Origin of the sequence: Domibacillus aminovorans (assembly GCF_001643235.1) — a bacterium.
GTDB lineage: Bacteria > Bacillota > Bacilli > Bacillales > Domibacillaceae > Domibacillus > Domibacillus aminovorans.
This window is the reverse complement of sequence record NZ_LQWY01000022.1, coordinates 88304-110720: the sequence shown is the minus strand read 5'-3', so window position 1 is coordinate 110720 and position 22417 is coordinate 88304. Positions and strand designations below refer to the sequence as shown.

22 protein-coding genes and 1 pseudogene are annotated in these 22417 nt (G+C 39.6%); 4 read left to right on the top strand and 19 right to left on the bottom strand.

Features of this window, described 5'->3' with window-relative positions; genetic code table 11:
* Window positions 1-245 precede the first annotated feature (245 nt).
* Together AWH49_RS19700 and AWH49_RS09825 are read right to left on the bottom strand one after the other, a co-directional pair.
* Window positions 246-482: pseudogene (locus AWH49_RS19700) on the bottom strand (tunnelling fold family protein); the annotation flags it as partial.
* An 81-nt stretch (window positions 483-563) separates the two neighbouring features.
* On the bottom strand, window positions 564-1484 hold the full coding sequence (locus tag AWH49_RS09825) for an HNH endonuclease (RefSeq protein ID WP_063965548.1): 921 nt from the start codon (window positions 1482-1484) through the stop codon (window positions 564-566).
* A gap of 294 nt (window positions 1485-1778) precedes the next feature.
* Between AWH49_RS09825 and AWH49_RS09820 the strand changes: the two genes are divergently transcribed.
* A complete protein-coding gene (locus AWH49_RS09820; RefSeq protein ID WP_063965547.1) occupies window positions 1779-2747 on the top strand; it encodes an S-layer homology domain-containing protein in 969 nt (322 codons plus the stop codon).
* Window positions 2748-3329: 582 nt separating this feature from the next.
* Here the strand turns inward: AWH49_RS09820 and AWH49_RS09815 are convergent.
* The 5 genes from AWH49_RS09815 to AWH49_RS09795 all read right to left on the bottom strand — a co-directional run bounded on the left by AWH49_RS09815 (window position 3330) and on the right by AWH49_RS09795 (window position 6140).
* Window positions 3330-4127 carry a DUF4097 family beta strand repeat-containing protein gene (locus AWH49_RS09815; RefSeq protein ID WP_063965546.1) on the bottom strand — a complete coding sequence of 266 codons (798 nt, stop codon included), beginning with the start codon at window positions 4125-4127 and terminating at the stop codon, window positions 3330-3332.
* Complete coding sequence (locus AWH49_RS09810; RefSeq protein ID WP_063965545.1) at window positions 4120-4680, bottom strand: HAAS signaling domain-containing protein; 561 nt, start codon at window positions 4678-4680, stop codon at window positions 4120-4122. Before AWH49_RS09810 ends, AWH49_RS09815 begins: the two co-directional genes overlap by 8 nt.
* Window positions 4673-4996, bottom strand: coding sequence for a PadR family transcriptional regulator (locus AWH49_RS09805; RefSeq protein ID WP_063965544.1), 324 nt, complete (start codon window positions 4994-4996; stop codon window positions 4673-4675). Before AWH49_RS09805 ends, AWH49_RS09810 begins: the two co-directional genes overlap by 8 nt.
* Before the next feature lie 340 nt (window positions 4997-5336).
* Complete coding sequence (locus AWH49_RS09800; RefSeq protein WP_063965543.1) at window positions 5337-5597, bottom strand: hypothetical protein; 261 nt, start codon at window positions 5595-5597, stop codon at window positions 5337-5339.
* Window positions 5598-5720: 123 nt separating this feature from the next.
* Complete coding sequence (locus AWH49_RS09795; protein ID WP_063965542.1) at window positions 5721-6140, bottom strand: hypothetical protein; 420 nt, start codon at window positions 6138-6140, stop codon at window positions 5721-5723.
* Between the two features lie 328 nt (window positions 6141-6468).
* Between AWH49_RS09795 and AWH49_RS09790 the strand changes: the two genes are divergently transcribed.
* Window positions 6469-6981, top strand: a complete 513-nt coding sequence (locus AWH49_RS09790) for a hypothetical protein (protein ID WP_063965541.1) — start codon at window positions 6469-6471, stop codon at window positions 6979-6981.
* 200 nt (window positions 6982-7181) lie between these two features.
* Here AWH49_RS09790 and AWH49_RS09785 read toward each other — a convergent pair whose 3' ends face one another.
* From AWH49_RS09785 to AWH49_RS09775, 3 genes are all read right to left on the bottom strand, one after another.
* The gene (locus AWH49_RS09785; protein ID WP_063965540.1) at window positions 7182-7844 is read right to left on the bottom strand and encodes a DUF4352 domain-containing protein; all 663 of its coding nucleotides are present in this window, start codon (window positions 7842-7844) and stop codon (window positions 7182-7184) included.
* A 79-nt stretch (window positions 7845-7923) separates the two neighbouring features.
* On the bottom strand, window positions 7924-9324 hold the full coding sequence (locus AWH49_RS09780) for an alkaline phosphatase (protein WP_063965539.1): 1401 nt from the start codon (window positions 9322-9324) through the stop codon (window positions 7924-7926).
* 722 nt (window positions 9325-10046) lie between these two features.
* On the bottom strand, window positions 10047-11240 hold the full coding sequence (locus AWH49_RS09775) for an acetate kinase (protein ID WP_063965538.1): 1194 nt from the start codon (window positions 11238-11240) through the stop codon (window positions 10047-10049).
* A 262-nt stretch (window positions 11241-11502) separates the two neighbouring features.
* Here AWH49_RS09775 and AWH49_RS09770 point away from each other — a divergent pair, with 262 nt between their 5' ends.
* A complete protein-coding gene (locus AWH49_RS09770; RefSeq protein WP_018393486.1) occupies window positions 11503-12081 on the top strand; it encodes an HAD hydrolase-like protein in 579 nt (192 codons plus the stop codon).
* Between the two features lie 125 nt (window positions 12082-12206).
* Here the strand turns inward: AWH49_RS09770 and AWH49_RS09765 are convergent, their stop codons facing one another.
* The 9 genes from AWH49_RS09765 to AWH49_RS09725 form a co-directional block, all read right to left on the bottom strand.
* Window positions 12207-13898 carry a methyl-accepting chemotaxis protein gene (locus tag AWH49_RS09765; RefSeq protein ID WP_063965537.1) on the bottom strand — a complete coding sequence of 564 codons (1692 nt, stop codon included), beginning with the start codon at window positions 13896-13898 and terminating at the stop codon, window positions 12207-12209.
* Window positions 13899-14081: 183 nt separating this feature from the next.
* Window positions 14082-15020: a metal ABC transporter substrate-binding protein gene (locus AWH49_RS09760; protein ID WP_063965536.1), complete on the bottom strand. Its 939-nt coding sequence runs from the start codon at window positions 15018-15020 to the stop codon at window positions 14082-14084.
* Window positions 15021-15039: 19 nt separating this feature from the next.
* Complete coding sequence (locus AWH49_RS09755; protein WP_034290309.1) at window positions 15040-15897, bottom strand: metal ABC transporter permease; 858 nt, start codon at window positions 15895-15897, stop codon at window positions 15040-15042.
* Window positions 15897-16640, bottom strand: coding sequence for a metal ABC transporter ATP-binding protein (locus AWH49_RS09750; RefSeq protein ID WP_063965535.1), 744 nt, complete (start codon window positions 16638-16640; stop codon window positions 15897-15899). Before AWH49_RS09750 ends, AWH49_RS09755 begins: the two co-directional genes overlap by 1 nt.
* Window positions 16641-16894: 254 nt before the next feature.
* Window positions 16895-18343 (bottom strand): DEAD/DEAH box helicase, encoded by a 1449-nt coding sequence (locus tag AWH49_RS09745; RefSeq protein WP_034290307.1) that lies wholly within the window; start codon window positions 18341-18343, stop codon window positions 16895-16897.
* A 97-nt stretch (window positions 18344-18440) separates the two neighbouring features.
* On the bottom strand, window positions 18441-19541 hold the full coding sequence (locus AWH49_RS09740; protein ID WP_063965534.1) for an NADH-dependent flavin oxidoreductase: 1101 nt from the start codon (window positions 19539-19541) through the stop codon (window positions 18441-18443).
* An 18-nt stretch (window positions 19542-19559) separates the two neighbouring features.
* Window positions 19560-19880, bottom strand: a complete 321-nt coding sequence (locus AWH49_RS09735; RefSeq protein ID WP_034290303.1) for an IDEAL domain-containing protein — start codon at window positions 19878-19880, stop codon at window positions 19560-19562.
* Between the two features lie 25 nt (window positions 19881-19905).
* Window positions 19906-20325 (bottom strand): Rrf2 family transcriptional regulator, encoded by a 420-nt coding sequence (locus AWH49_RS09730; RefSeq protein WP_018393493.1) that lies wholly within the window; start codon window positions 20323-20325, stop codon window positions 19906-19908.
* 151 nt (window positions 20326-20476) lie between these two features.
* Window positions 20477-21670: an MFS transporter gene (locus tag AWH49_RS09725; protein WP_063965533.1), complete on the bottom strand. Its 1194-nt coding sequence runs from the start codon at window positions 21668-21670 to the stop codon at window positions 20477-20479.
* A 181-nt stretch (window positions 21671-21851) separates the two neighbouring features.
* Between AWH49_RS09725 and AWH49_RS09720 the strand changes: the two genes are divergently transcribed.
* The gene (locus AWH49_RS09720; RefSeq protein ID WP_018393495.1) at window positions 21852-22412 is read left to right on the top strand and encodes a TetR/AcrR family transcriptional regulator; all 561 of its coding nucleotides are present in this window, start codon (window positions 21852-21854) and stop codon (window positions 22410-22412) included.
* Window positions 22413-22417: the final 5 nt, after the last annotated feature.

The window sequence follows — 22417 nt, the reverse complement described above, 5'->3', positions numbered from 1 at the left end:
AACGTCGAACTTCTCGTAACCAACGACGCACTAGTAGAAAACGTCGAACTTCCCGTAACCGACGACACAGTAATAGAAGCAACTTCTTTAATTGGAATGACTTCTTGTTTTAAAAATATTCAAAAGCTATTTTAGCTATTTGAAGAGTGTGACACTTGTCTTCTTATTGAACTAACAAGTGCCTTCGTATTATAAAGTTAACTAGTTTTTACTAGTTAACTTTTTTTTCAGGTGACCATGCCCCGTTACCGGTTATCAATCGTCTCTGGATACAGATCATGGTTCATCATTCGGTAATCCGCCATCTCCTCATACTTCGTCCCTGAACGTCCGTAATTCGTATACGAGTCAATGGATATGCCGCCACGCGGTGTGAATTTTCCTCATACTTCAATATAGCGGGGATTCATCAGCTCCACGAGGTCGTTTAAAATAATGTTCATGCAGTCCTCATGAATATCACCTTGGTTGTGGTAACTGAAAAAGCTTTGACAGCTTTTTTAAAAGAAATGTTCCTTATAGCCACCAAAGTAAGTCATACTCTATGCCTTTATTGTAGGATTTTAATATTGAAAAATATCCCTTTTATGCCATTTAAAATACGGCTTATTTTCTTCATATCGAGCAATCTTCATTTTTGGACGAATATTATATTTGACATAATCCATTTCTGGTATTTGAGATGAAATATGCAGTCGTCCTTGTCCATCAAATGCGATATAGCCTTTATCATATAATGCATCGTGATTGCAACATAAAAGCACACCGTTAAACGGATCTACTCGCTCTACATCGGTACTATCTTTCCAGGGCTTTGAATGACTTGCTCGTAATAACGCAGGTAGTTCAATTCCACAAAGTGCACATTTATGATCCCATAAAGGCAATAATTCACGTTTGAACTTTTGCTGACCTATACGAATTTTTGCCTTCGCTTCCGCTTCTGTTTCAGCAATTATCGGTACAATCGTATTACGCTCTGTTCGACGGACTGTGCCAATCGCTAATTCAAGCTGCTCTACCTCTACTTCATAAATATTAAGATCACTAATAAGCTCTAATAATTTAATCGCTAGCTCTTCATTACATGGGTATAAGTAACCTTGATTACCATTACCATCTTGTTGAAATGGTGAATATTTAAGCGGTAGAAGTGGCAGCAATGCATCAAAATTCGTACGTATGTTTAAAGGTACTTCTAATTCATGATATTGAAGCTGCGCTAAATAGCCATTTTCTCCCCATTGCTCGAAATTTTGTATGGCAGTTGGCTTAGCTGCTTCTTGACAGTTTGATACTGCAACACTAATTGCACTGATATTTCCTTTTACATAATGGAAGAATCTATCGCCTTCCTTCACATTGGTCATGCGCAACCACGAATGTGGCGTATTGCCCCCTTTATCTTTTTGAGGAGACCAAATAATACCTTGCTCTTTTTCTTCTTGATATGTGTGGCCTTGCATAACAACAAAACTATTCATACTATATCCTCAATTCTATAAAATATATTAAAAAATCATCTAAATTCGATTATATCTATTTAAAATTACTCGTTATTTCTACCCCTCGCACATTCTTTTAGTTATATTTTATCATGCTGCTCATTGAAAAAGAAAAAACATGCCAATATGACATGTTCGGATTTTGCTTTCTTTGTGACGAATTATTCTCTTATTTGAAATATTTACTATTTAATTATATCCTTTATTATAGAAATTTGGTAATGTAAAGGAGTCCTTGAATAGTCTAACTAATTTAAAAATGGAGGAATCTTTATGAAAAAACTTTTTAGTATACTGATAGCTTGTTGTTTGTTTTTCACCAGTGCTATTTTTGCTTCAGCTGCATTCAAAGATGTTGACAATACCTATTGGGCAAAAGATGAAATTACATACTTAACGGACAAAAAAATCATTAATGGCTTTTATGACGATTCTTTTCGTCCACAGGCACCTGTAACTCGAATACAAGCAATGATTTTACTAGCCAATGCATTAAATTTAGATTTATCAAACCGACCAAATCCCGGATTTAAAGATTTATCTACAATGAATAGTGGTTATAAACATGCTGCGGCTATTATGGATGAAGGGATTTTTCCAAAAAGTACTCATTTAAAACCAAATGAGCCTATGACACGTGAATTAATGGCTAGGATGATTGTATCTGCTTTTAAATTAAAAGCAACCAAGAATGTTAGTTTCAAAGACGTATCATCAAGTCATTGGGCACGACCATACATTTCCGCTCTTGCAGAACATAATATCACTGTAGGCTATCCTGATGGCACATTTAGACCAAGTGCAACGCTTACCCGTGCTCAGTTTTCTGTCTTCTTAGCAAAAGTTATAAGTGATGACTTTAAAACGTTTACTTTTTACAATGATAGTTTTAACTATAAGATTGAATTGCCCAACTACATGAAGTCGCAAGTAATTTTTGAAGATGAGGTGAATGAGGATGGCGTTCGTTCAACACACTTTTATTACAATAACACCACACATCTTGGGTTTGAACCTTACCTTGTTTCAATTCATATCATTCCCGCATCAAATTGGGATTACTATGAAACAGCACCTTACGATATAATTAAAAAGTACAATAACTACTACTATTGCTATCAAAGTGTTGGTGAGCATCCTTATTATGAATCTAATCAACTTGAATCACGTGAAGCAAAAGCATTTGAACGTATTCAATATAGATTGACGAATGCTATCTACGGCTTTCAACTTAAAAATTAGTTATTTAATTTAGAATCTGCATTATCTGCCAATTAAAACTGTTCTCATATAACAATTTTAATTGGCTGTACTCTTTTTATTTCAATTTATAATCCTCTAAACAGTTATGTTCATTAATCATTGTTCCTCAATAGTTACCCTTTTCACCTTCTCAGCTACCTTCTGTGTTTTTTGTACATATCCCTTAAATCTACGTGTCTAGTTTATTTCCGGATTATTAAATAAAAAACACGCCATTATGACGTGTCATTGTTACTTTATAAACTTCTCAATATGCTGCTGGCATTATTCTTGTATCGGTTCCCTTCTTGAACGTAACGATCAACCATGTGCCGTGTCTTGTGACCTGTCTGCTTTATGACACTTCTGTCATTCATCCCTTCTTCTGACGCTGACGTAGCCAATCCGCTTCTTAAACTATCCCTGTATAGTCTGTGGGATTCAATCCGGCTAATTCCATGTATTGACTACTCTAGCAGATGAAACAGCACTTTTTAAACGATTACTGCCGGCTGCAGCCAATACAAAGCAGGCAGCGATGGACTTCCTGCCTGCTTTGTATGAAATAGCTAAACTAGCGGATTATTTTGTTACTTCGATTTTTCCGTTATTTGTTGTTAACTCGATCAAATTTTCGCCTTTGCCAAATTGGGCATTGCCGCTGTATTGATCAAGGATATTAATTTCTCCGTTGTCTTTGTGCACCTCAAACCGTGCATTTGTCGGTCCCGTTTCCGTTTGGATAACGATGCTGCCGTTATTGTTTTTCAGCTGAATAGGTCGGTCCAGGTCTTTTGTTAACACCTTGATGTTTCCGTTGCTGACTCTGCCTTTCAGCGCTCCCTCTACATGGTCGATTGAAATCTTTCCATTGTCTGCTTCGACCGTCACATCATCCGATACAATATCCCGCAAGTCAATTTGCCCATTGTCTGTTTGGACGTTCAATTTTTTCACAAGCAATTGCCCAAGCTCTACGCGGCCATTATTGTTGGCAACGCGCATGGACTGATAGGTTTTTTCCGGAAGATAGACCTTTAACGTCAAGGAAGAGAAAATAAAACTAAAATTGAACCATTTCCGCTGCTGCTGATCCAGTTTGACTACCAATGTATCTCCTTGTACGTCTGCCTCGAAATCGAGTGTATAGTCTGGGTTCTGCTTGCCGGTTACCTCTATTTTGGCAGCGGAATCCTTTACCGGGATGATTTCCACAGCTGCGTTATCGGTTTCTAGCTGTATCTCCTTCACATTTACGGCGCTGACTTCTTTTTCTTCTGAAACAAGAAGAGCTGTGTTTGCCTTGCTGAATGTTAACGCACTTCCCGCTCCGCCGATGAGCAACAGAGCCAGTGCCAGAATTGAGATTTTTTTAATCATGCCGTAGGCCGCCTTTCACAAGAGATGCGTTAAATTTTAAATAACGGAGAAATCCTTTTGTGATTGCTTTTGTCGCAAAAAACATGCCGATGACGATAAACAGCCCGATTCCGCACAGAGCGATGGAAACGAAGGCATCAAACCACTGAAAAGTACCCCAATTGACTAGATTGCTGAAAAGTACGAGCAGCGGGGAGACCACAAAAGCGCCTCCTGCCGCCCAGCCGGCTGCCAGCACGCCCACCAGCGCAATAAATGGTCCGAGCACAATAACAAGGTTGAAAAACCCGAGCCCAATGACCGCCCAGACAGCCCGCATGACATTTCTGGCGGTTGCCGTTGTATGGGCTTTTTCCACCTGATGAGAAGCGGACAGCTCTTTCCCGATCTGACGGGGCGAACCGAGGGAAACAGCGATTTCTTCTTCTGTTTTTCCTTCTTCAAGCCCGATGGTAAAATACTCTTCATAATCCTGCAAAATATCGCGCCGTTCATCGTGCGGCAGCTTTTGCAGGGAATCGTCTAACTGCTGCAAAAATTGCTTTTTATTCAATGTGTTCACCCTCTTTTATTAATTGATTTACACCCCTGGTAAATTCATGCCACTCGGCAATCAGCTCATGAAGATACTCTCTTCCTTTGTCTGTTAATTTGTAGTACTTGCGTGAAGGGCCTTCCGATGATTCCTGCAAATAGGTAGTGAAGTATTCTTCCTTTGTTAATCGTCTTAACAGCGGGTAGACAGAGCCTTCAGATATTTCGATCTGGTCGGAAATCCTCTGCACCAATTCGTAGCCGTAGCGGTCCTGCTTATCTAAGAGAACAAGCACACACAGCTCTAAGACACCTTTTTTAAATTGAACATTCAATCGTTTCTCACCTCTATCCTCACTACAATACATTATACAGTAGTGACCTATAATTATTACCGATTACATGTATAATATCATTCAGTACTGATTATTGCAAGGTACTGTTTTATTTTTTCTCATAAATGGATGCTTTTTCTTTACACATAATCTTCTTGCAGTCAAAATCATGTTATTGATCCTGCCTTGCTTGTTATTTAATTCCTCAATCTGTACAGTAAGTTCCTGTGCAATTGTTGAAACCCTCGCATAACCGAATTTTATATCATTTTCCCCCATAACTGTTTATTAGATTTAAGTTGACTATTTCTAAAAAATCGCTCTTATCGAATCTAGTTCGTTAATTGTCTGTTTCCCAAATAATCCTGTCATCATCGGTTAAACAGTCATCGCTGAATTCGCCTACGATGTGAACATCGCTACTGCTTAATCCTTCTGCCTCAATCTTTTTTCTAAGAGCGAGCATAAGTTCACGCATGCTTTCAGCATCCAGATTGAAGTCTTCTTTCTTCGCCAAGTCTACGCCTTTAATCATATAAAACATCTTGTCGCTAACCAGTGGAAGTATGTCTACCGCTGCTGTCATTTTATAATCACTCAATGCTCCTACCTCCTAATAAAAGTCTCATTTTACAAATTATAAATTTTTCTTCCTGCGTCTCTATTCAGATGCTTAATCAAATCATCCCTAGACCATTCTTTTTTGACAACACTCTTGCTTGGTTCACTTGGTTGCTTTACTAGAAACGAATGGATAGTATTTTTCTGCAATCAAACTATCTCCATGAAAACCTCGCATGTTCCCTTGAACACTGTCAATTTGTTTTTTATAGAGGTTTATTTTTCCATCTGGAGAAGCATATCGCATCGTAGCATAAATCTTTGTATGCTTCTCCCACTCATCAGCATCAAATTCAATACCTTTGTATATTTGATTCGTTTCACAGAACTCTATGTATTCACTAAGGTTGCCTACGATGTAGTTTAAATTTTCTAATCCAATATCAAGCAATGGCTGTTGATATATGTTGCTAAGTTGAATATGGATAACATTCCCATCTTGAGTGATTTTCAAAAGGTCTTCAAAGATTGATAACTCATACACTGAACCATTTTTTGTGAACTCAATAAACATTTCTTTCATATCTCTATCCTCTCATCCTAGCATTTCATTTTTCATTGCTTCGTAATTTTAAACAACCATATCATTATATATGTTTCTTAGTAGTTTTGCGAAGTGTGTCATGACATCAAGATCCATGATAGTCAGGTAATAATACCCGCCAATTTTTACATTTCCATTGCTTTGTTAATTTCGTTTGCAACTGCTAACTTTTCACTAATAAAATCAAAATTTTATTAGTTACTTTGAAAATTATTTAATATTTTCAAAGTAACGGAGAATGGTGTACAAGAACTTATGACACTTACTGAATAATATGAAGTAAAAGAATGAAAGGATGTGAGATAATATGAATGATCACAAGCATGATTGTAAAAAGAAAGAACCCTGCAAAGATAGAAAGTTAAATAAACTAGTAAGAGCATCAGCTTTTAGAGCCACTAAATTTATACCTCAACCTCTTATCCCAAACGTGCCTATGAAAGTTTTATTTGAAAACCAGCAATTCGATCTAGCGAATGAATATAATCCTATTGCATCCAGATTTGTTCCAAGAAAAGATGGAGTATATTCCATCATTGCAACTATTGCGTTTGATCCTGCGGCGGATGTAAATCATAGCGTTTTGTTAGGTATTCGTGTAAATGGCATTAATGTAGCAGTTGATAATGATTTCTTTGGACCACTACCAAATTTCACAAATATACTTGCTGTTACTACTATCCTTAATTTAAATGCCAGAGATCAGGTAGAGGTCTTTGCCCAAGCATCTGTGAATGGTATCATCGTGCCAGATAATCCTACGCCTCCTCGGCTTAATTCTAGCCACTTTGAAGCAGCTAGATTCCCATCTCCTAAATAAAGGATATATCCATCACAAAATCCCCCAAACTCTTTAAAGTTTGGGGGATTTTTAATGCAATATAATATTTTGATAGCTGCTCGAAGCCTTTATAATTTTACATCTTAGTATATAAAGGTTTATTTTATATAATTAATAGACGTTAAATCATTCATTTTTATATAGTCTATTAAGGTGTACTTTTACGAACGGGCTCTCCATTAAAGATCGATTGTTATATTTTTCGCTTTTTCGACACTTACGTCCTTGTTATTAACAACATCGCTTGTTAGAATCTCAATTGATTTAATGTCATCCATGTTTTCAAGTATAAAGCCCATATTGCCTTTCCTAACACCGTTTCTTTGTATTTCTCCATTCAATTCTTCGAGATAAATGTCCTCTTCCCATGTTTTGTGCTCACCGCTGCTCGTCTTAACAAAAGCAACCGGTGTGAACTTTACATCCTCATTAGATGTATTTTTAACTGCTACGCCCACTTTAACAAAGTCAAACTCTTCTTCATGAGTATAGGCATGAAAAAAATCAATCATGCTGTAATCTGGAACAAAATGCATCACTTTTACTTCTTTTACGATCATTTCAACCGCGCCTATCTTAACCGTTTTATTGATGTTCTTATAAGATTTTAGTATGAGCTCTCCTTTATCATCGATTACGGTTTCTCCAACTTTCACAAGATTAATGTCGTCCGTTATTTGCGGGTTGGGCACATATACATCTTTTTTTACAGTTTGGTCCGATTTTTCCGTTTGGTCAATTATATTCACTTGATCTTCAGTAGCTTGATTCTCAGCTTTATTTGCTGCTGAACAGCCAGTAAGAACTAATAGAGAAATCAGGATATAAGACAATCTTTTCAAAGGAATCCCCCTAAAATTTCAGCATAATAAAAGCACCCGCTGCTTTTAGAGAGCAACGGGATCTTTTTATTAATGTGTGTTATTTTTTATTTTTTGATTCGCCTAAAAGATCAAAGATAATTTTAGCATTATCTGTATTATCAATTTGTCCTGCAAATCGTTCTTTATAAGGTCCGTAGGCATATAAAGGTACGTCTTCACCTGTGTGACCGCCAGTTGTCCAGCCCGTATGAGAACGCTTGTTAAAAATTGTTTCGATGGCATTGTCGATATCTGTGACTTTTTTAGTCGCCGCTGCCTCTTTAACAGATTGAATTTCTTGTGCTGTTAATGCTAATAGATTTTGATCAATATATGTTTTTAACGTCTTTTCAACATCTGCCCCTTTAGCAATTTCTGCTGCCATAAAGTCAGGTGTGCGCTTAGCCGCTTTTATGGGCTGGCCAAACCAGTTATAGACTCCATCAGCACCAATAGAGTATCCGCCAGTTGAATGGTCAGCTGTTATAACAACTAGGGTATGCTTGTCCTTTTTAGCAAAATCAAGTGCAACCTTAGCCGCTTTTTCAAAGTCTTCCATCTCACTCATTGCACCAACAATATCATTATCATGTCCTGCCCAGTCTACTTGGCTTCCTTCGACCATTAAGAAGAAGCCGTCTTTATCCTTGTTTAAGCGTTGAATGGCTGATGATGTCATATCTTGAAGAGATGGAATATCTTCTGTACGGTCAATCATTTTTGGCAGACCGCCCGAAGCAAACAATCCGAGAACCTGTCCGTTTTTATCCTTTGAAAGTTGTTCTTTGTTTGTTACATAACTAAATCCAGATTTTTGGAATTCTTCCGTAAGGTTACGGTCAGGACGAACAAAGTTTGAAGAACCGCCACCGAGAAGAACGTCAATTTTATGTTTGCCATTCACTAATTCATCATAATAGTCATCAGCAATAGCATTCATATTTTTACGGTTTTCATCGTGGGCACCAAATGATGCGGGTGTTGCGTGTGTAATTTCAGATGTAGCGACAAGACCTGTTGCTTTGCCTTTTTCTTTTGCAGTCTCTAATACGGTTTTCACTTCAGTTTTGTCGTTATCCACCCCAATGGCCGCATTATATGTTTTTACGCCGGCAGACATTGCTGTTGCGGCAGAAGCAGAATCTGTTACGTTTTGTGCAGGATCTTCTGGATATGTCATCTGTTGTCCAACAAGATACTTATCAAATTCTGTTCTTTCAACTGCAGGTGTTGAAGGATCATCTTTTAAATAACGGTAGGCTGAAGTATAAGATACACCCATTCCATCCCCGATTAAGAAAATAACATTTTTAATTTTCGTATTATCATTATCTCTCTCATGATTTTTTTCTGAGGCTTGTGCGTCTGTATTAGGGATTGTTCCAACCCAGCTACCCAATGCAAGTGTTGATAGAACACAAATTGGAAGAAGCTTTTTTATTGACTTATTTTTAAACATCTACATAACCTCCGAAAGTTAATTTAATATGATGACAATATTTACTATAAGGGAAAACTGTTAATCTGCTATTAAAAATAAGTAAACATCCATTAAAGTGATGTAAATATTCGAAGCTATTCTATGTAATGAAAATCATAAAAAACAGTTCTTTCATAATAGGAAAAAACAGATCACTTAACGCTATCGCTTGCAATACTCACAGCTCCAACGCAAATGAAAACCGCCTCCTTAACCCTGTTTACAACATGTTATATTCGGCACCGCTTCACTATTCTAAATTATTGTCATAAATGAAGTCTTTCTAAATATAATTCCAATCGTTAATTTGCATCCTACAAATATCCTGATTTACGTTAAGAATGAACCTTTTAAAAACGATTGAAAAATATAAATCATTAATCACCTAAAACATTTTTAGACTAACATCGTAGTTCTATATAAAACGTTTAACATCTTCATAATTTCATCTTCGGATAATGTATCAACTTGCTCCTGCTGCTTCTTAATATTTTTCAATGGATAGTGACTCTTGAATCTTCGTTTTTCTCTTCTTTTTCACCAAATAAAAAACCCCCTTAAAGTGTGATAATTTCAGACACATAAGAGGGTTCAGGGTGAAATAAAGGTTATGGTTTTATTTCACCAAATATTTAATTTAAAAGCCCATTTTCCAATCTGCAACTTCCACAAGGAATACCCAAAAACGTTGATATACCACATTAAATCGCTGTCAATCGTAATACATCACGGGCGATCATCACTTCTTCGTTCGTTGGAATCACAATCACTTTAACCGGTGAATGCGGGTAACTGATAAGCGCTTCCTGTCCGCGAACGTTATTGAGGCTGGAATCCCAGTAAACACCCATGAATTCAAGACCGCGCAGTATACGGGCACGTGAGGCAATGTCATTTTCACCGATGCCGGCTGTGAATATGATCGCATCAACCCCGGACATCCTTGCTGCGTAAGAACCAATGTATTTATGGATGCTGTTTGCGAATACCTCAAGCGCTATTTCCGCTCGTTCATTTCCTTCATCAGCAGCTTTGGTAATGTCACGCAAGTCGCTCGATAAACCAGAAATGCCAAGCATGCCGCTTTTTTTGTTTAATATATCAAGCACTTCATCGGCCGTTTGCCCCGTTTTCTCCATAATGAATGGCATTAAAGCAGGATCAATGTTTCCTGAACGTGTGCCCATCGGTACGCCCGCAAGCGGTGTAAAGCCCATCGATGTATCGATTGATTTACCACCATCGATCGCCGCAATACTCGCGCCATTGCCAAGGTGGCATGAAATTAAACGCAAATGTTCAATCGGACGGCCAAGCAGCTGTGCTGCGCGTTCGGTTACGTATTTATGTGACGTTCCATGGAAACCATATTTGCGGATGCCGTACTTTGTATAATATTCATATGGCAGGCTGTATAAAAAGGATTTCTCTGGCATCGTTTGATGGAATGCTGTATCAAATACTGCAATCGACGGTATGTTTGGCAATACGTTTTGGAAAGCACGAATACCCGTAACATTAGCCGGATTGTGCAGCGGCGCAAGTTCTGATAATTCTTCAATTTGCGCAAGTATCGCCTCATCAATTAACACGGAATCATTAAATGCTTCTCCACCATGAACGACACGGTGGCCGATGCCGTCAATTTCGTCAAGAGATGCGACGATGCCCTTAGACACTAATTTACTTAGCAGCATTTGAACGGCAACCGCGTGATCCGGAATGTTTGTTACTTCTTTATCTGTAGAACCAGCAGGAGTTAACATCGAAAAAACAGAATCAGATAAACCGATTCGTTCTACCAACCCTTTTGTTAATACCTCTTCTTTTGGCATGTCAAACAACTGAAATTTTAATGATGAACTTCCTGCGTTAATCGCAATTACTTTAGACATTGTATCCTCCCTGTATAGATCGAACAATTTCCTCTATATATAGAGATATCGTGTTCTCATGTAAATAGCAAGCATTCATTTTTTCCTAAACCGCTTTCATTAAATAATAATTATTTTCCGACAAATCAGTTTCATGTATTTCTTTTTCTGCTTTATTTATATTTCTTCTTTTTTATGTGAATTATTTGTGTAAACAACCATGTTATTATTGTCTGAAAATAGTGTACAATGAGGTTATGATGTATAAAGGAGATTGAGAGATATGAAGTTACTTTGGGATTTAGATGGAACCATTTTTGATACATATCCAGCGATTCTCAATAGTTTTATCGCGGTACATGAAGCGGCGCACGGCGAGACAACTGACCGGAACGAAGCACTTCGCTGGCTGAAAAGAAACTCGAAACTTGCCTTCCAGCAGTATCGTATTTCAGAAGATTTCCGGCCGCTTTTTACAGAGCTGGATCATAAGCAATCTGAAGCAGGCAGTCCTCCATTTGATGGCATAAAAGAGATTTTGGCGGCAGCTGATGTGAACGTCATCGTCACACATAGGACGAAAGCATCAACGATTGAATTGCTGACAAAATGGGGGTTAATTGACTTCTTTGATGAAATTGTCAGTCCAGAAGATGATGGATTTCCACGTAAACCGGATGCGGCTGCCTATCATTATTTGAACGAAAAATACGATCTTGATTGGGCGATTGGTGATCGTTCCCTTGATTTAATCCCCGCTCGTGAAGCAGGTCTTAAAACCGTTTCGTTCCAAAACGCCGACATTGAAGCGGACGTTTATCTCGATGCGTACGATGAGACATTTTTTGAAAAAGTAAAGTGAAATAAAGTTGTCTCCAGTCAGTGATTAACTGACTGGGAGCAACTCTTTTTTGTTTTTAAAAACATTTTAGTATAAGCCTGTACTTCTAAATTCAAAAAGAAAACGGCTGAACAAAGCAGCCGTTTTCATGCAAGAATAAATTTATTCATTTCTGTCTGCAAACTTTCCGCCATATGAGAGAGTGAGAGCGCACTCGTTAAAATGTGCTCACTTGCCGCTAGCTGCTGTTCAGTAGCTTCACTTGAGTTTTGAGCGCTGAAGGCTGTTTCTTCCGCACTTGCTTTGACATGATCAGCTGTACCTGCTGCCTCAATGGCCATCGCTTGAATTTCCTCAACGGCCGCTGATACGGTCTGCACATTTGACGTGACATCTTTTACTGCCTGTTCGATTCGTGAAAAAGCATCGATTGAGGTTTCTGACGTCTGAAGACCCCGGTTAATCTCGTCGCTGCCTCCTTGAATAGACTGCGTTGCCACCGAAGTGTTTTCTTGAATTCTTTTCACTGTCTGTGCAATATCAGCAGCCGATGATTTAGACTGTTCCGCTAGTTTACGCACTTCGTCGGCTACAACAGCAAACCCCTTTCCATGTTCACCGGCGCGCGCTGCTTCAATAGCTGCGTTTAAGGCAAGTAAATTCGTTTGATCTGCGATGGATGTAATTAACGTCGTGATCTGTTGAATATCTGCCGACTGCTGCTCAAGGCGGTGCATAACAGCTGTTGTTTCAGCCATCGATGTATGTATACGGTTAATTTGACCAGCTACTTCCCGAATCGCAGATGACCCTTTATATACGAAAGTACTGGCGATTTCCGATGAATACAGCATTTCTTCGTTGCTGCCTGCAATTTGCTGAATTCCTGATGCAATTTCACTAATGGAATCAGTCATTGTGCTGACGGACCCGAGCTGTACTTCACTTTCCTTTCTATTATTGTGTGACAGAGCTGCTACTTTCTGTGAAGCGGACGTGTTTTGTTGTGCTGTGGCCGACAGCTGTTCTGATTGACTGGCAAGGGACAGAGCCGAGTCGTTTACTTTTTCGACAAGTGCACGTAAATTTAATTTCATTTGATTTAATGCATTTGCCATTTCACCCATTTCATCTTTGTTTTTAATATGAATATCATCGATGGCTAAATTTCCGCCTGCAAGCGCTTTTATGGCATCTGTAGCGAGACGGACTGGACGCGCGATACTACGGCTGACGACGAAGGCAATCAATGTGCCAAGGACGAGTGAAAGAATGATAAAAATGATAATCATCATCGTCGTCTTCGCTGCAAGCTTAGTTAAATCGCCCTGCGTTGCTGTCATACGGCCAGCTTGAATCTCAATCAATTTATCTGCCTCTGTGCTAAAAATAACAGAGTGGCTATTTGCCATCGACAAGTTCGTATTGACTTCTGCCTGGTTGCGCTGAATGTAGCCTTCTATTGCCTTATCTGAATATTCTTGATACATCTGCATCGCATGGCTCATGTCATTTAGCTGCGCTGTTGATTCCTTCTCCGTAGCCATTCCTTTAAATTGACTGAAAACCGTATCAAATTCCTCATATTTTCGATCCATTTCATCAATAAAACGCTGTTCACCATGCATTATATAGCTATTCATACTCATGACAATGTCTTTTTGCTTAATCACTAATTCATCAATTATTTTCACTTTCTGTACCCGCTCGTTAATTAAAATTGAATATTGGCTGTTCAATTGCTGCATCGCATACAGTGCAATCGCTCCTACTACAAGCAAAATAAATAAAATGGTGAAAAATCCAGTAAATAATCGTTTGGCGATCGATCCTTTCAAGCCAATTCCTCCCCCGACAAAATAAAACGTTTCCATTCAATAGTTCTATTATACTATCTTTTATCGAAATTACTATATATAAAATGAAATGAGTTCATTTAAGAATGGGCCTTTCCTTTAAGTGATATAAAGCTTTTGACGAAAAAAAGAAAACGGTTGAAAGAGACAACCGTTTTCTTTTTTTTATAAGTTTTCAAGAATGACCTTAATATTCGATTTCATCATCTTAATATACGTATCGCCATCTTCTCCTGGTTTTCCTAAAGAATCAGTATATAACGTTCCCCCAATGGGCACTCCTGTTTCCGATGAAACCATTTCCATACTGCGTGGGTCAATACTTGTTTCAACAAATAAAGTAGAAGGCTTTTTAGCTTTGATTAATTCCACTATTTTCGTTACCTGTTCAGGTGTTCCTTGATTTTCTGAATTGATCTCCCAAATGTATCCTGCCTGGAAGTTGTATGCCGCACTGAAGTATTTAAAAGCCCCTTCACTTGTGACAATGAAGCGCTTTTCCTCTGGGACTTTATTAAAATCAGCCACTGCCTGCTCGTGAAGTTCTTGTAATTGTTTTATATACACTTTCGCATTTTCTTCATAAACTGCCGCATGTTCAGGATCTACTTCGATCAAACCATCCCGTGCATTTTCTGCATATTTGATGCCATTTCGGATATCAAGCCATGCATGAGGGTCTTCTTCTTCTTCTTTTCCTTTCGTTGTTAAATGTTTTGCCTCGACTCCTTCGCTCATACGATAAACCGGTGCATCTTCACTTGCTTTTCCTGCCGTTTCAAGCATTTTTTCAAACCACGAATTACCTGCTTCTAAATTTAAGCCGTTATAGAAAATAACATCTGCATCCGTTGCTTTTTGAATGTCTACCGGCAGCGGATCGTATTCATGCGGATTTGATCCTACTGGGGCTAGGCTATGTATTTCTACTCGATCGCCGCCCACGTTTTTAACAATGTCGTATAGAATGGAATACGTTGTGACAACTTGTAATTTTTCTTCTTTTGTTTCTGAGCTGCCTTGCTTTTCTTCGCTGCAGCCTGCCATAAGAACAATAGCCATTAAACTGATAAGTGCCAGCTTTAGCTTTAAATAATGATGCATTTTTTTCTCCTCCACACTTTTACGAAAGTGACATTTTTTTGTTTCTTGATTTTATCGCACGCCACAAAATTCCTTGTTTTGGCGAAAAGAAAAAGGCCAATAAGAAAAGTACAGTAGAAACAAGTACGATTGTCGCGCCTGAAGCTAAATTATAAGTGAAACTAAAATACAATCCTACAATGGATGCAATGACACCAAAAACAGCGGACAAATAAATCATGATCCATAATCGATCCGTTAGTAAATAGGCTGTCGCAGCCGGTGTAATCAGCATAGCGACAACAAGAATGATGCCGACTGTCTGCAAAGAGGCTACTGTCACCATCGTCAGCAATGTCATTAAAAAATAATGAATCCACTTTGTCGGCAATCCATACGCCTGTGCCATTGTCGAATCAAATGACGACACAAGCAATTCTTTATAAAATAAATAGACGGATAATAAAACAAAAATTCCTATACCAAGCGTGATCCACATATCCGACGGCCGGACAGCTAAAACGTTCCCAAACAAGATATGGTAAAGATCCGTACTGCTTTTCATAAATGTGATCAAAATAATACCTAAAGCAAAAGCTGCGGTAAACATGATACCTATCGAGATATCATTTTTAATCCGGCTATTTTGACTGACAAAGCCAATACCCATAGCTGTTACGACGCCTGAAATGACTGCTCCGATAAAGAAATTGACCCCGAGCATATACGCAATGGCCACCCCTGGAAGAACAGCATGCGAAATGGCATCTCCCATCAGGGCCATTCCTCTTAATATGATGAAACAGCCAATGACCCCACAAATAATCCCCACCATTGTAGACGTCAATAACGCTTTTTGTAAAAACTCGTATTGAATAACTGCGTCAATGAATGACATTACGCGTTCACCCCCATCTCCTCGAGAAATGAAAACTGACCGGAATAGGCTCTAGCTAAAATGTCCTTTTGAAAAACAATGTTCGCATCACCAAATTGAATGAGTTCTTTATTTAATAAAAGAAGTTGGTCAAAATACTCATTTGCTTTGCTTAAGTCATGATGAACGACGAAAATGGTTTTCCCCATACTCGTGAGTTTCTTCAAAATACGAATAATTGTTTCCTCACTTAAAACATCCACCCCGACAAATGGCTCATCAAGAAAAAAGATGTCAGCCTTTTGAGCAAGCGCTCTTGCTAAAAATACACGTTGCTGCTGACCACCTGAGAGTTCACCAATTTGCCGCTTACTGAAACCATCCATTCCGACTTCTTTTAAACATTGAAGTGCCCATTCTTTTTCTTTTTTACGAGGTTTTTTAAAAAAGCCCAGACCCGGATATGTACCAATTATGACCGTGTCTAAAACGTTGATTGGAAAATCCCAGTCAATCTGACTTCTTTGCGGGAGATAAGCAACGGACTTTCTTATATCCGCAAATGATTTCCCATGAAATAAAACCTCTCCTTTATCTCTTGGAATCAAATTCAACAGCGCTTTTAATAATGTTGACTTTCCCGCTCCATTTGGTCCAATGATCCCGACTAGTTTTCCTGGTTTAACGGAAAAGTTGACATCGCGAATCGCATCATTCCCATGATAAGAAACAAATAAGTTTGACACATGAAGTACCGGCTTCATTCTCATCATCTCCCTTCAAATCATAATTTCTCTCTATCTAAAATTTTTCCCTAAGGCAACTTTTAGTTTAAAAAAGAGCAGATGTATTTTTGTTTCGTATATACATGTTATATGCACTCACATTAAAGAGTTGCCCTTACGAAACATTTTAACTCTATAACAATTTTCTTGTCAATAGCAAATATAAACAATTTTCTGTTAATACATACAATAAAAAGCTTTTGGCTGCAGCCAAAAGCTTTTTATCTTCCTGCTTATTCAACTCTCGCTTTCTGTACTTTCAATTGTTTCCCTTTGACTGTCGTCGTTTTCATTGCTTTCAACACGACTGGGCCTTTTCCGTTCAGCATCTCAACATATGACACATTATCTTGAATCGTAATAATCCCGATATCGTCTGCTGTCACACCCGGGATATTCGCAATCGTCCCGACAAAATCAACAGCTCGGATTTTCTTTTTCTTGCCTCCGTTAAAGTACAGCTTCATAATATCTTTATTCAGTTCACGGCTTTTCTCCTTTTTCAACGTTGGACGCGCATTTCTTTTTTCATGAAATGCAGCCTGCCCTGCCGCCACTTCTTCTTTCGACGGACGATCGGCTTTTGGTATCTCAAATCCGATATATGACTCGATTTCCGTCAGAAACTTCCCTTCATGCGGCGTCGCAAACGTAATCGCTTTTCCTACATTGCCTGCTCGCCCTGTCCGCCCCGTCCGATGAACGTAACTTTCCTTTTCAAGTGGCACATCGTAATTGACAACGAGCGAAACATTGTCAATATCAATCCCTCTCGCCGCCACATCCGTCGCCGCAAAATAGCGGAACTCACCCCGTTTAAATTGATTCATCACGTCAAACCGATCTTCCTGCACCATTCCCCCATGAAGCATGCCGCATGAATATCCGGATTCATCGAGCGCATCAAACAACGTCTCCACACGCTCCTTCGTCCGGCAAAACAACATGCAACTATCCGGATTTTCCACAACAGAAATGTCTTTTAACAAGGAAAACTTCTCTTCTTCGTTCACCGTGATCACTGCATGTTCAATGTTCTCTGTCGTTAAACCAGCTGCTTGCATTTCGATTTCTTCCGGGTTCTTCATATAGCGGTGACAAAGTGATTCAATATCTTCCGGCAACGTCGCCGAAAACAGCATCGTCACACGTTCTAAAGGCAATTTTTCAATAATTGCTGACACTTGATCGATAAAGCCCATATTGAGCATTTCATCCGCTTCATCAATGATCAAATATTGAATTTTTTCAGTCACTAGCGTCTCTTTTTCAATGTGGTCAAGTACACGACCTGGTGTGCCAACGACAACGTGTGTTTTTTGCTTTAATTCTAATTTTTGTCTAGCAAATGGCTGCTTGCCGTACACAGCTGTCGCTTTAATCCGCTTAAAGCGGCCAATGTTCGTGATATCTTCCTTTACTTGCGCTGCAAGCTCGCGCGTCGGTGTCAGCACAAGTGCCTGCGGTTTATTTTCTTCCCAGTCCACAAGCTCACAAAGCGGAATGCCAAATGACGCCGTCTTGCCGCTCCCTGTCTGCGATTTCACGACGACATCTTTCTGCTCAAGCGCCGCCGGAATAACTGCGGCCTGCACGTCTGTCGGTTCCGCATAGCCTAGCTCCTTAAGCGCTCGTTTAATGTCACTGCTTAACGAAAAGTCGTTAAATGATTGTTTGTTCATTCGTTACCTCGATTATTTTGTCATGATCGTTCTTTCTTATTATACAGAAAAACAGCCTGGAATTATCCAGACTGTTTTATTTAATAACTGCCGATTGTTAAACGCCTGGGAACCAGCCTGGTGTATTGACAATCATATTCCAGAGCGGATTCGGTATGACGAGTTGGTCTTGATTATTTTTGTCGATTTTTGTGACAATCTGATCTTCTTGGCCATTTTCAATCTTTTGAAGCCAATCCGGTTCAATGATTAAGCCACGACCGATCGCAATAAGCGGCACACCTGTTGATAATGCTTGGAGCGCATCATCCGCTGTATAGATCGAGCCGACGCCAATCACTGGCACACTGTCATCGGCACGCTCTCGAATGATTTCAAGGCGTGTACGGGAGTCATCAACGCCGCGTCTTGGCACCGACCAGAATTCACCCAGTGATACGTGTAAATAATCAAGGTTTTTTTCTTTTAATGCATCAATAAGTTCCAATGTGTCAGCCATCGTAATGCCCGGTGTTTCCGGCTCTTCTGGAGAAAAACGGTAGCCGACCGCAAATGATGCTTTCGCATGTTCTGAAACCACTTTTTTTACTTCATCGACAACTGCAAGCGGGAATGCCAGGCGTTCGCCCCATTTGTCAGTACGGCGATTGGTTTGTGGTGAAAAGAATTGCTGAATTAAGTATCCGTTTGCGCCGTGAATTTCCACGCCATCAAAGCCCGATTCAACGGCACGTCTCGTTGTTTCACCAAATGCTTTTACAATCGCGTCTACTTCTGCAGCAGACAATTCACGTGGTATTGGGTTTCCTGCTGCTGGTACAGTACTTGCACTGACGACATCTCCATCAACTAGACTCGCAGGCACCATTCGTCCACCATGAAAAATCTGCAAAATCGCTTTGGCCCCTTCACCTTTAATCGCTTTAGCCAGACGACTAAGACTTGGTATCATCTCGTCACGGTCACCGCCAAATTCACCAGGGAAGCCTTTCCCGTTCGGTGTCACATACGTACAGGCAGTAATAACCATTCCAACACCACTCGAGCGGCGTGCGTAATAGGCAAGTTCTGCATCTGACACGGTGCCGTCTCCATTAGCGGAACAGTTCGTCATCGGTGCCATAACGATGCGGTTATGAAGTTCGACGCCACTTTTAAACGTAAAATTTTTAAATAACGGCGCATATTTTTCTTTCATAGATGGGTCCCCTGTCGTTTAAATATACTGTTTTTTTACGACTTTAAGCTGCGCGATTAGTCGTTCAAACCACTCTTCATCTTTCGTCAATAACGCCATGTCAATAAGCTGCTCAAGCACCGCTTCTTCTGTTGCAACGGTATCCGGCACTTTTTCAATCGACTTCGACAACACGTGAATCATCCGTCCGATGAGCTCTTTATTGACTGAATCAACGATATATACTTTCATAATATCTTCTGGGTCTTCTATTTTTACGACATATCCGTAGATTCTCTGTTTGTCCCACGTTTCGCCTTGTACCCAGTCTCCTACTTGAAACTGCATGTTGTTTTCCATTTCATCCCACCCCTTTATGAATCGTTTAACTGTGCGTTTTTATTTTGTCCAATACGGAGGCTACCGTAAACTGGCTTAAGTATAATTCATAATAATCTTCGGCTTTATTGAAAATATGGTCCATCACGACTTGCGTGTTAGACGATATTGGACACGTATCATCCGGGTCGCCTGTACACCAATTAGGCTGGAGGGTGCCATATGAAACCGTATGATACACGTCTGCCAATGTAATGTTCTCTGGATCGCAGCTGAGCAAATACCCGCCACGCATTCCTTCTTTTGTTTTGACAAATCCTTTTTTTCGAAGGATACTCATCACTTTCCGAATACGCGCAGGGTTTGTCGTCACATTATGAGCAATCGCTTCACTGCTCGCCATATACTCGGGCAAATTAGCTAAATACACTAAGCTATGGACAGCAATGGTAAAATCACTATTCATCGACATTTTCCCCCTTTTTTCGATAAAGCATACTGTAATTTTATTTTATACAGTTCAAAAAGTCAATGGAAGCGCTTTAAAAATTTCAAACTAGTTGTTAACTTGCATGTCGTCTTCCTTTCATTTCCTTCCATAAAAAAACTGCCTTCTATTAAGAAGACAGCACGTTTTGTTTCATTGCTCTTTTTTGCCAGACGATCGTAATAAGCAATGTCGCTACTAGCAAAATTAACCCTAATATAAATGGATAAATAATGTTTATGTCATACAATAGACCTGCACACGTTGGACCGAGCACATTGCCAATGCTCATGTACATGTTGTTCATCCCCATCGCAAATCCTTGCTCGTCGCCGGCTAGTTTTGAAATAAGTGTGTTTAACACCGGCCGCAAAATCGATGTCGCAAGGAAGATAAGCAAGGAGATACCAAAAAATAAAATGTAACTGTTCGCCAAAACAGACAATAAAAACCCGCATACGGCGACCGCTAAAAAGATATTCAACACTATTCCTTCACCAAAATGGGTGACGAGGCGATCAACGATAAACAGCTGCACAATCACGCTGACGATCCCGGTTGATGTCACCATAAGCGCAATATCTTGTGGAGACGCACCGAATTCATCATCGACAAACAAGCCGAGTACCGATTCATACGCCATCAAACCGAAGCTCATCACGAGCGTAATAACGAGTGGAATGAAATACGGCATTTTCACCGAACGAGCTATTTTTTTCGCCATCGATTCGCTCACTGGGGGGGCAGCGATGACCGGCTGCGGCTGACGGTCCGGTTCTTTTAACATGAAAACGGAAAACAGTACCGCCACAAGCGCGATGACAGCTGAAATCAAAAACGGCATTTTCAATCCGAAATCAGCTAAAAATCCACCGATGCCAGGGCCAACTACAATGCCAAATGACATTGCAGCCGAAATTAAACTATTGCCTTTCGCACGTTGATCAAATGTGGTAATGTCTGCGACGTATGCAAAAATCGCTGGGACTAAAAAGGCCGCTCCGATACCGCCGATGACACGTGATGCATATAGCATCCAGATTGAATCAAACGCATAAAAAACAAACATAGATAAAGACAAACCGGTCAATCCGAAAATAATCATTTTCCGGCGGCCGTAATCATCCGCCCACTTTCCGGCAATCGGTGAAAAGACAAGCTGTGCTCCCGCAAAAATGGCGATCATGAGCCCAGCGGCCATCCCGCCTTCATTAATCGATTCCAAATAAGCCGGCAATATCGGAATAATAATGCCGAAGCTTCCAATCGCAATAAACATATTGATCATTAAAATAATCATTTTTCTCCGCTGATCACCGGTCATGTATATAATCCTCACTTTCTTTCTAGATCCTTTTTTGACACATCTGACTATTTTAGCAAATTGTGCTCTATTCGGATAGATAATTATCTAAAATTTGAACTTCTTTTTTCTTGCGTATATAATAAACTTAGAACTTAAAAAACTATTTTTGTTTCACTAGTTTTATATGGGGGATTGATACGTGAAAAACCGCATTATGAAGGCATTCATCGAAGAGATTCACGACAAGAGCATGAAATTTACGATGGATGATCTTGCAAAACGGCTTGGCATTAGTAAACGGACATTATATGAGCACTTTTCATCCAAAGTCGATATTTTAGATGCGATCATCGACTCGACACTCGCTGAATTTGATGAGCGTACCGACCGGATCATTGAAAATCCTACTCTCACATTGCTTGAAAAAATTAAACAGACGATCGCGGTCGTCCCTTCGTACAATGAATTTTATGATCTGCGTATTTTAGATCAAATGAAGCGCTACTACCCCGCTCAGTGGGAAAAAATGTACACTGCGCTCAACCAATGGGATGATTTGCGTGCACTCATTGAACAGGCAATTCAGGAAGGACTTATCGTTCATACCAATGTCCCGCTCATTATGAAGTTGATCATCGACGCTACGAATGCTACACTCGACCGGCGCTTTTTCCAAGAAAATAGCATCACGGTCACAGAAGCACTAAATTCAATCGTAGATATTATTTTGTTCGGTCTCGTCAAAAAAGAAGATATGTAAACTGG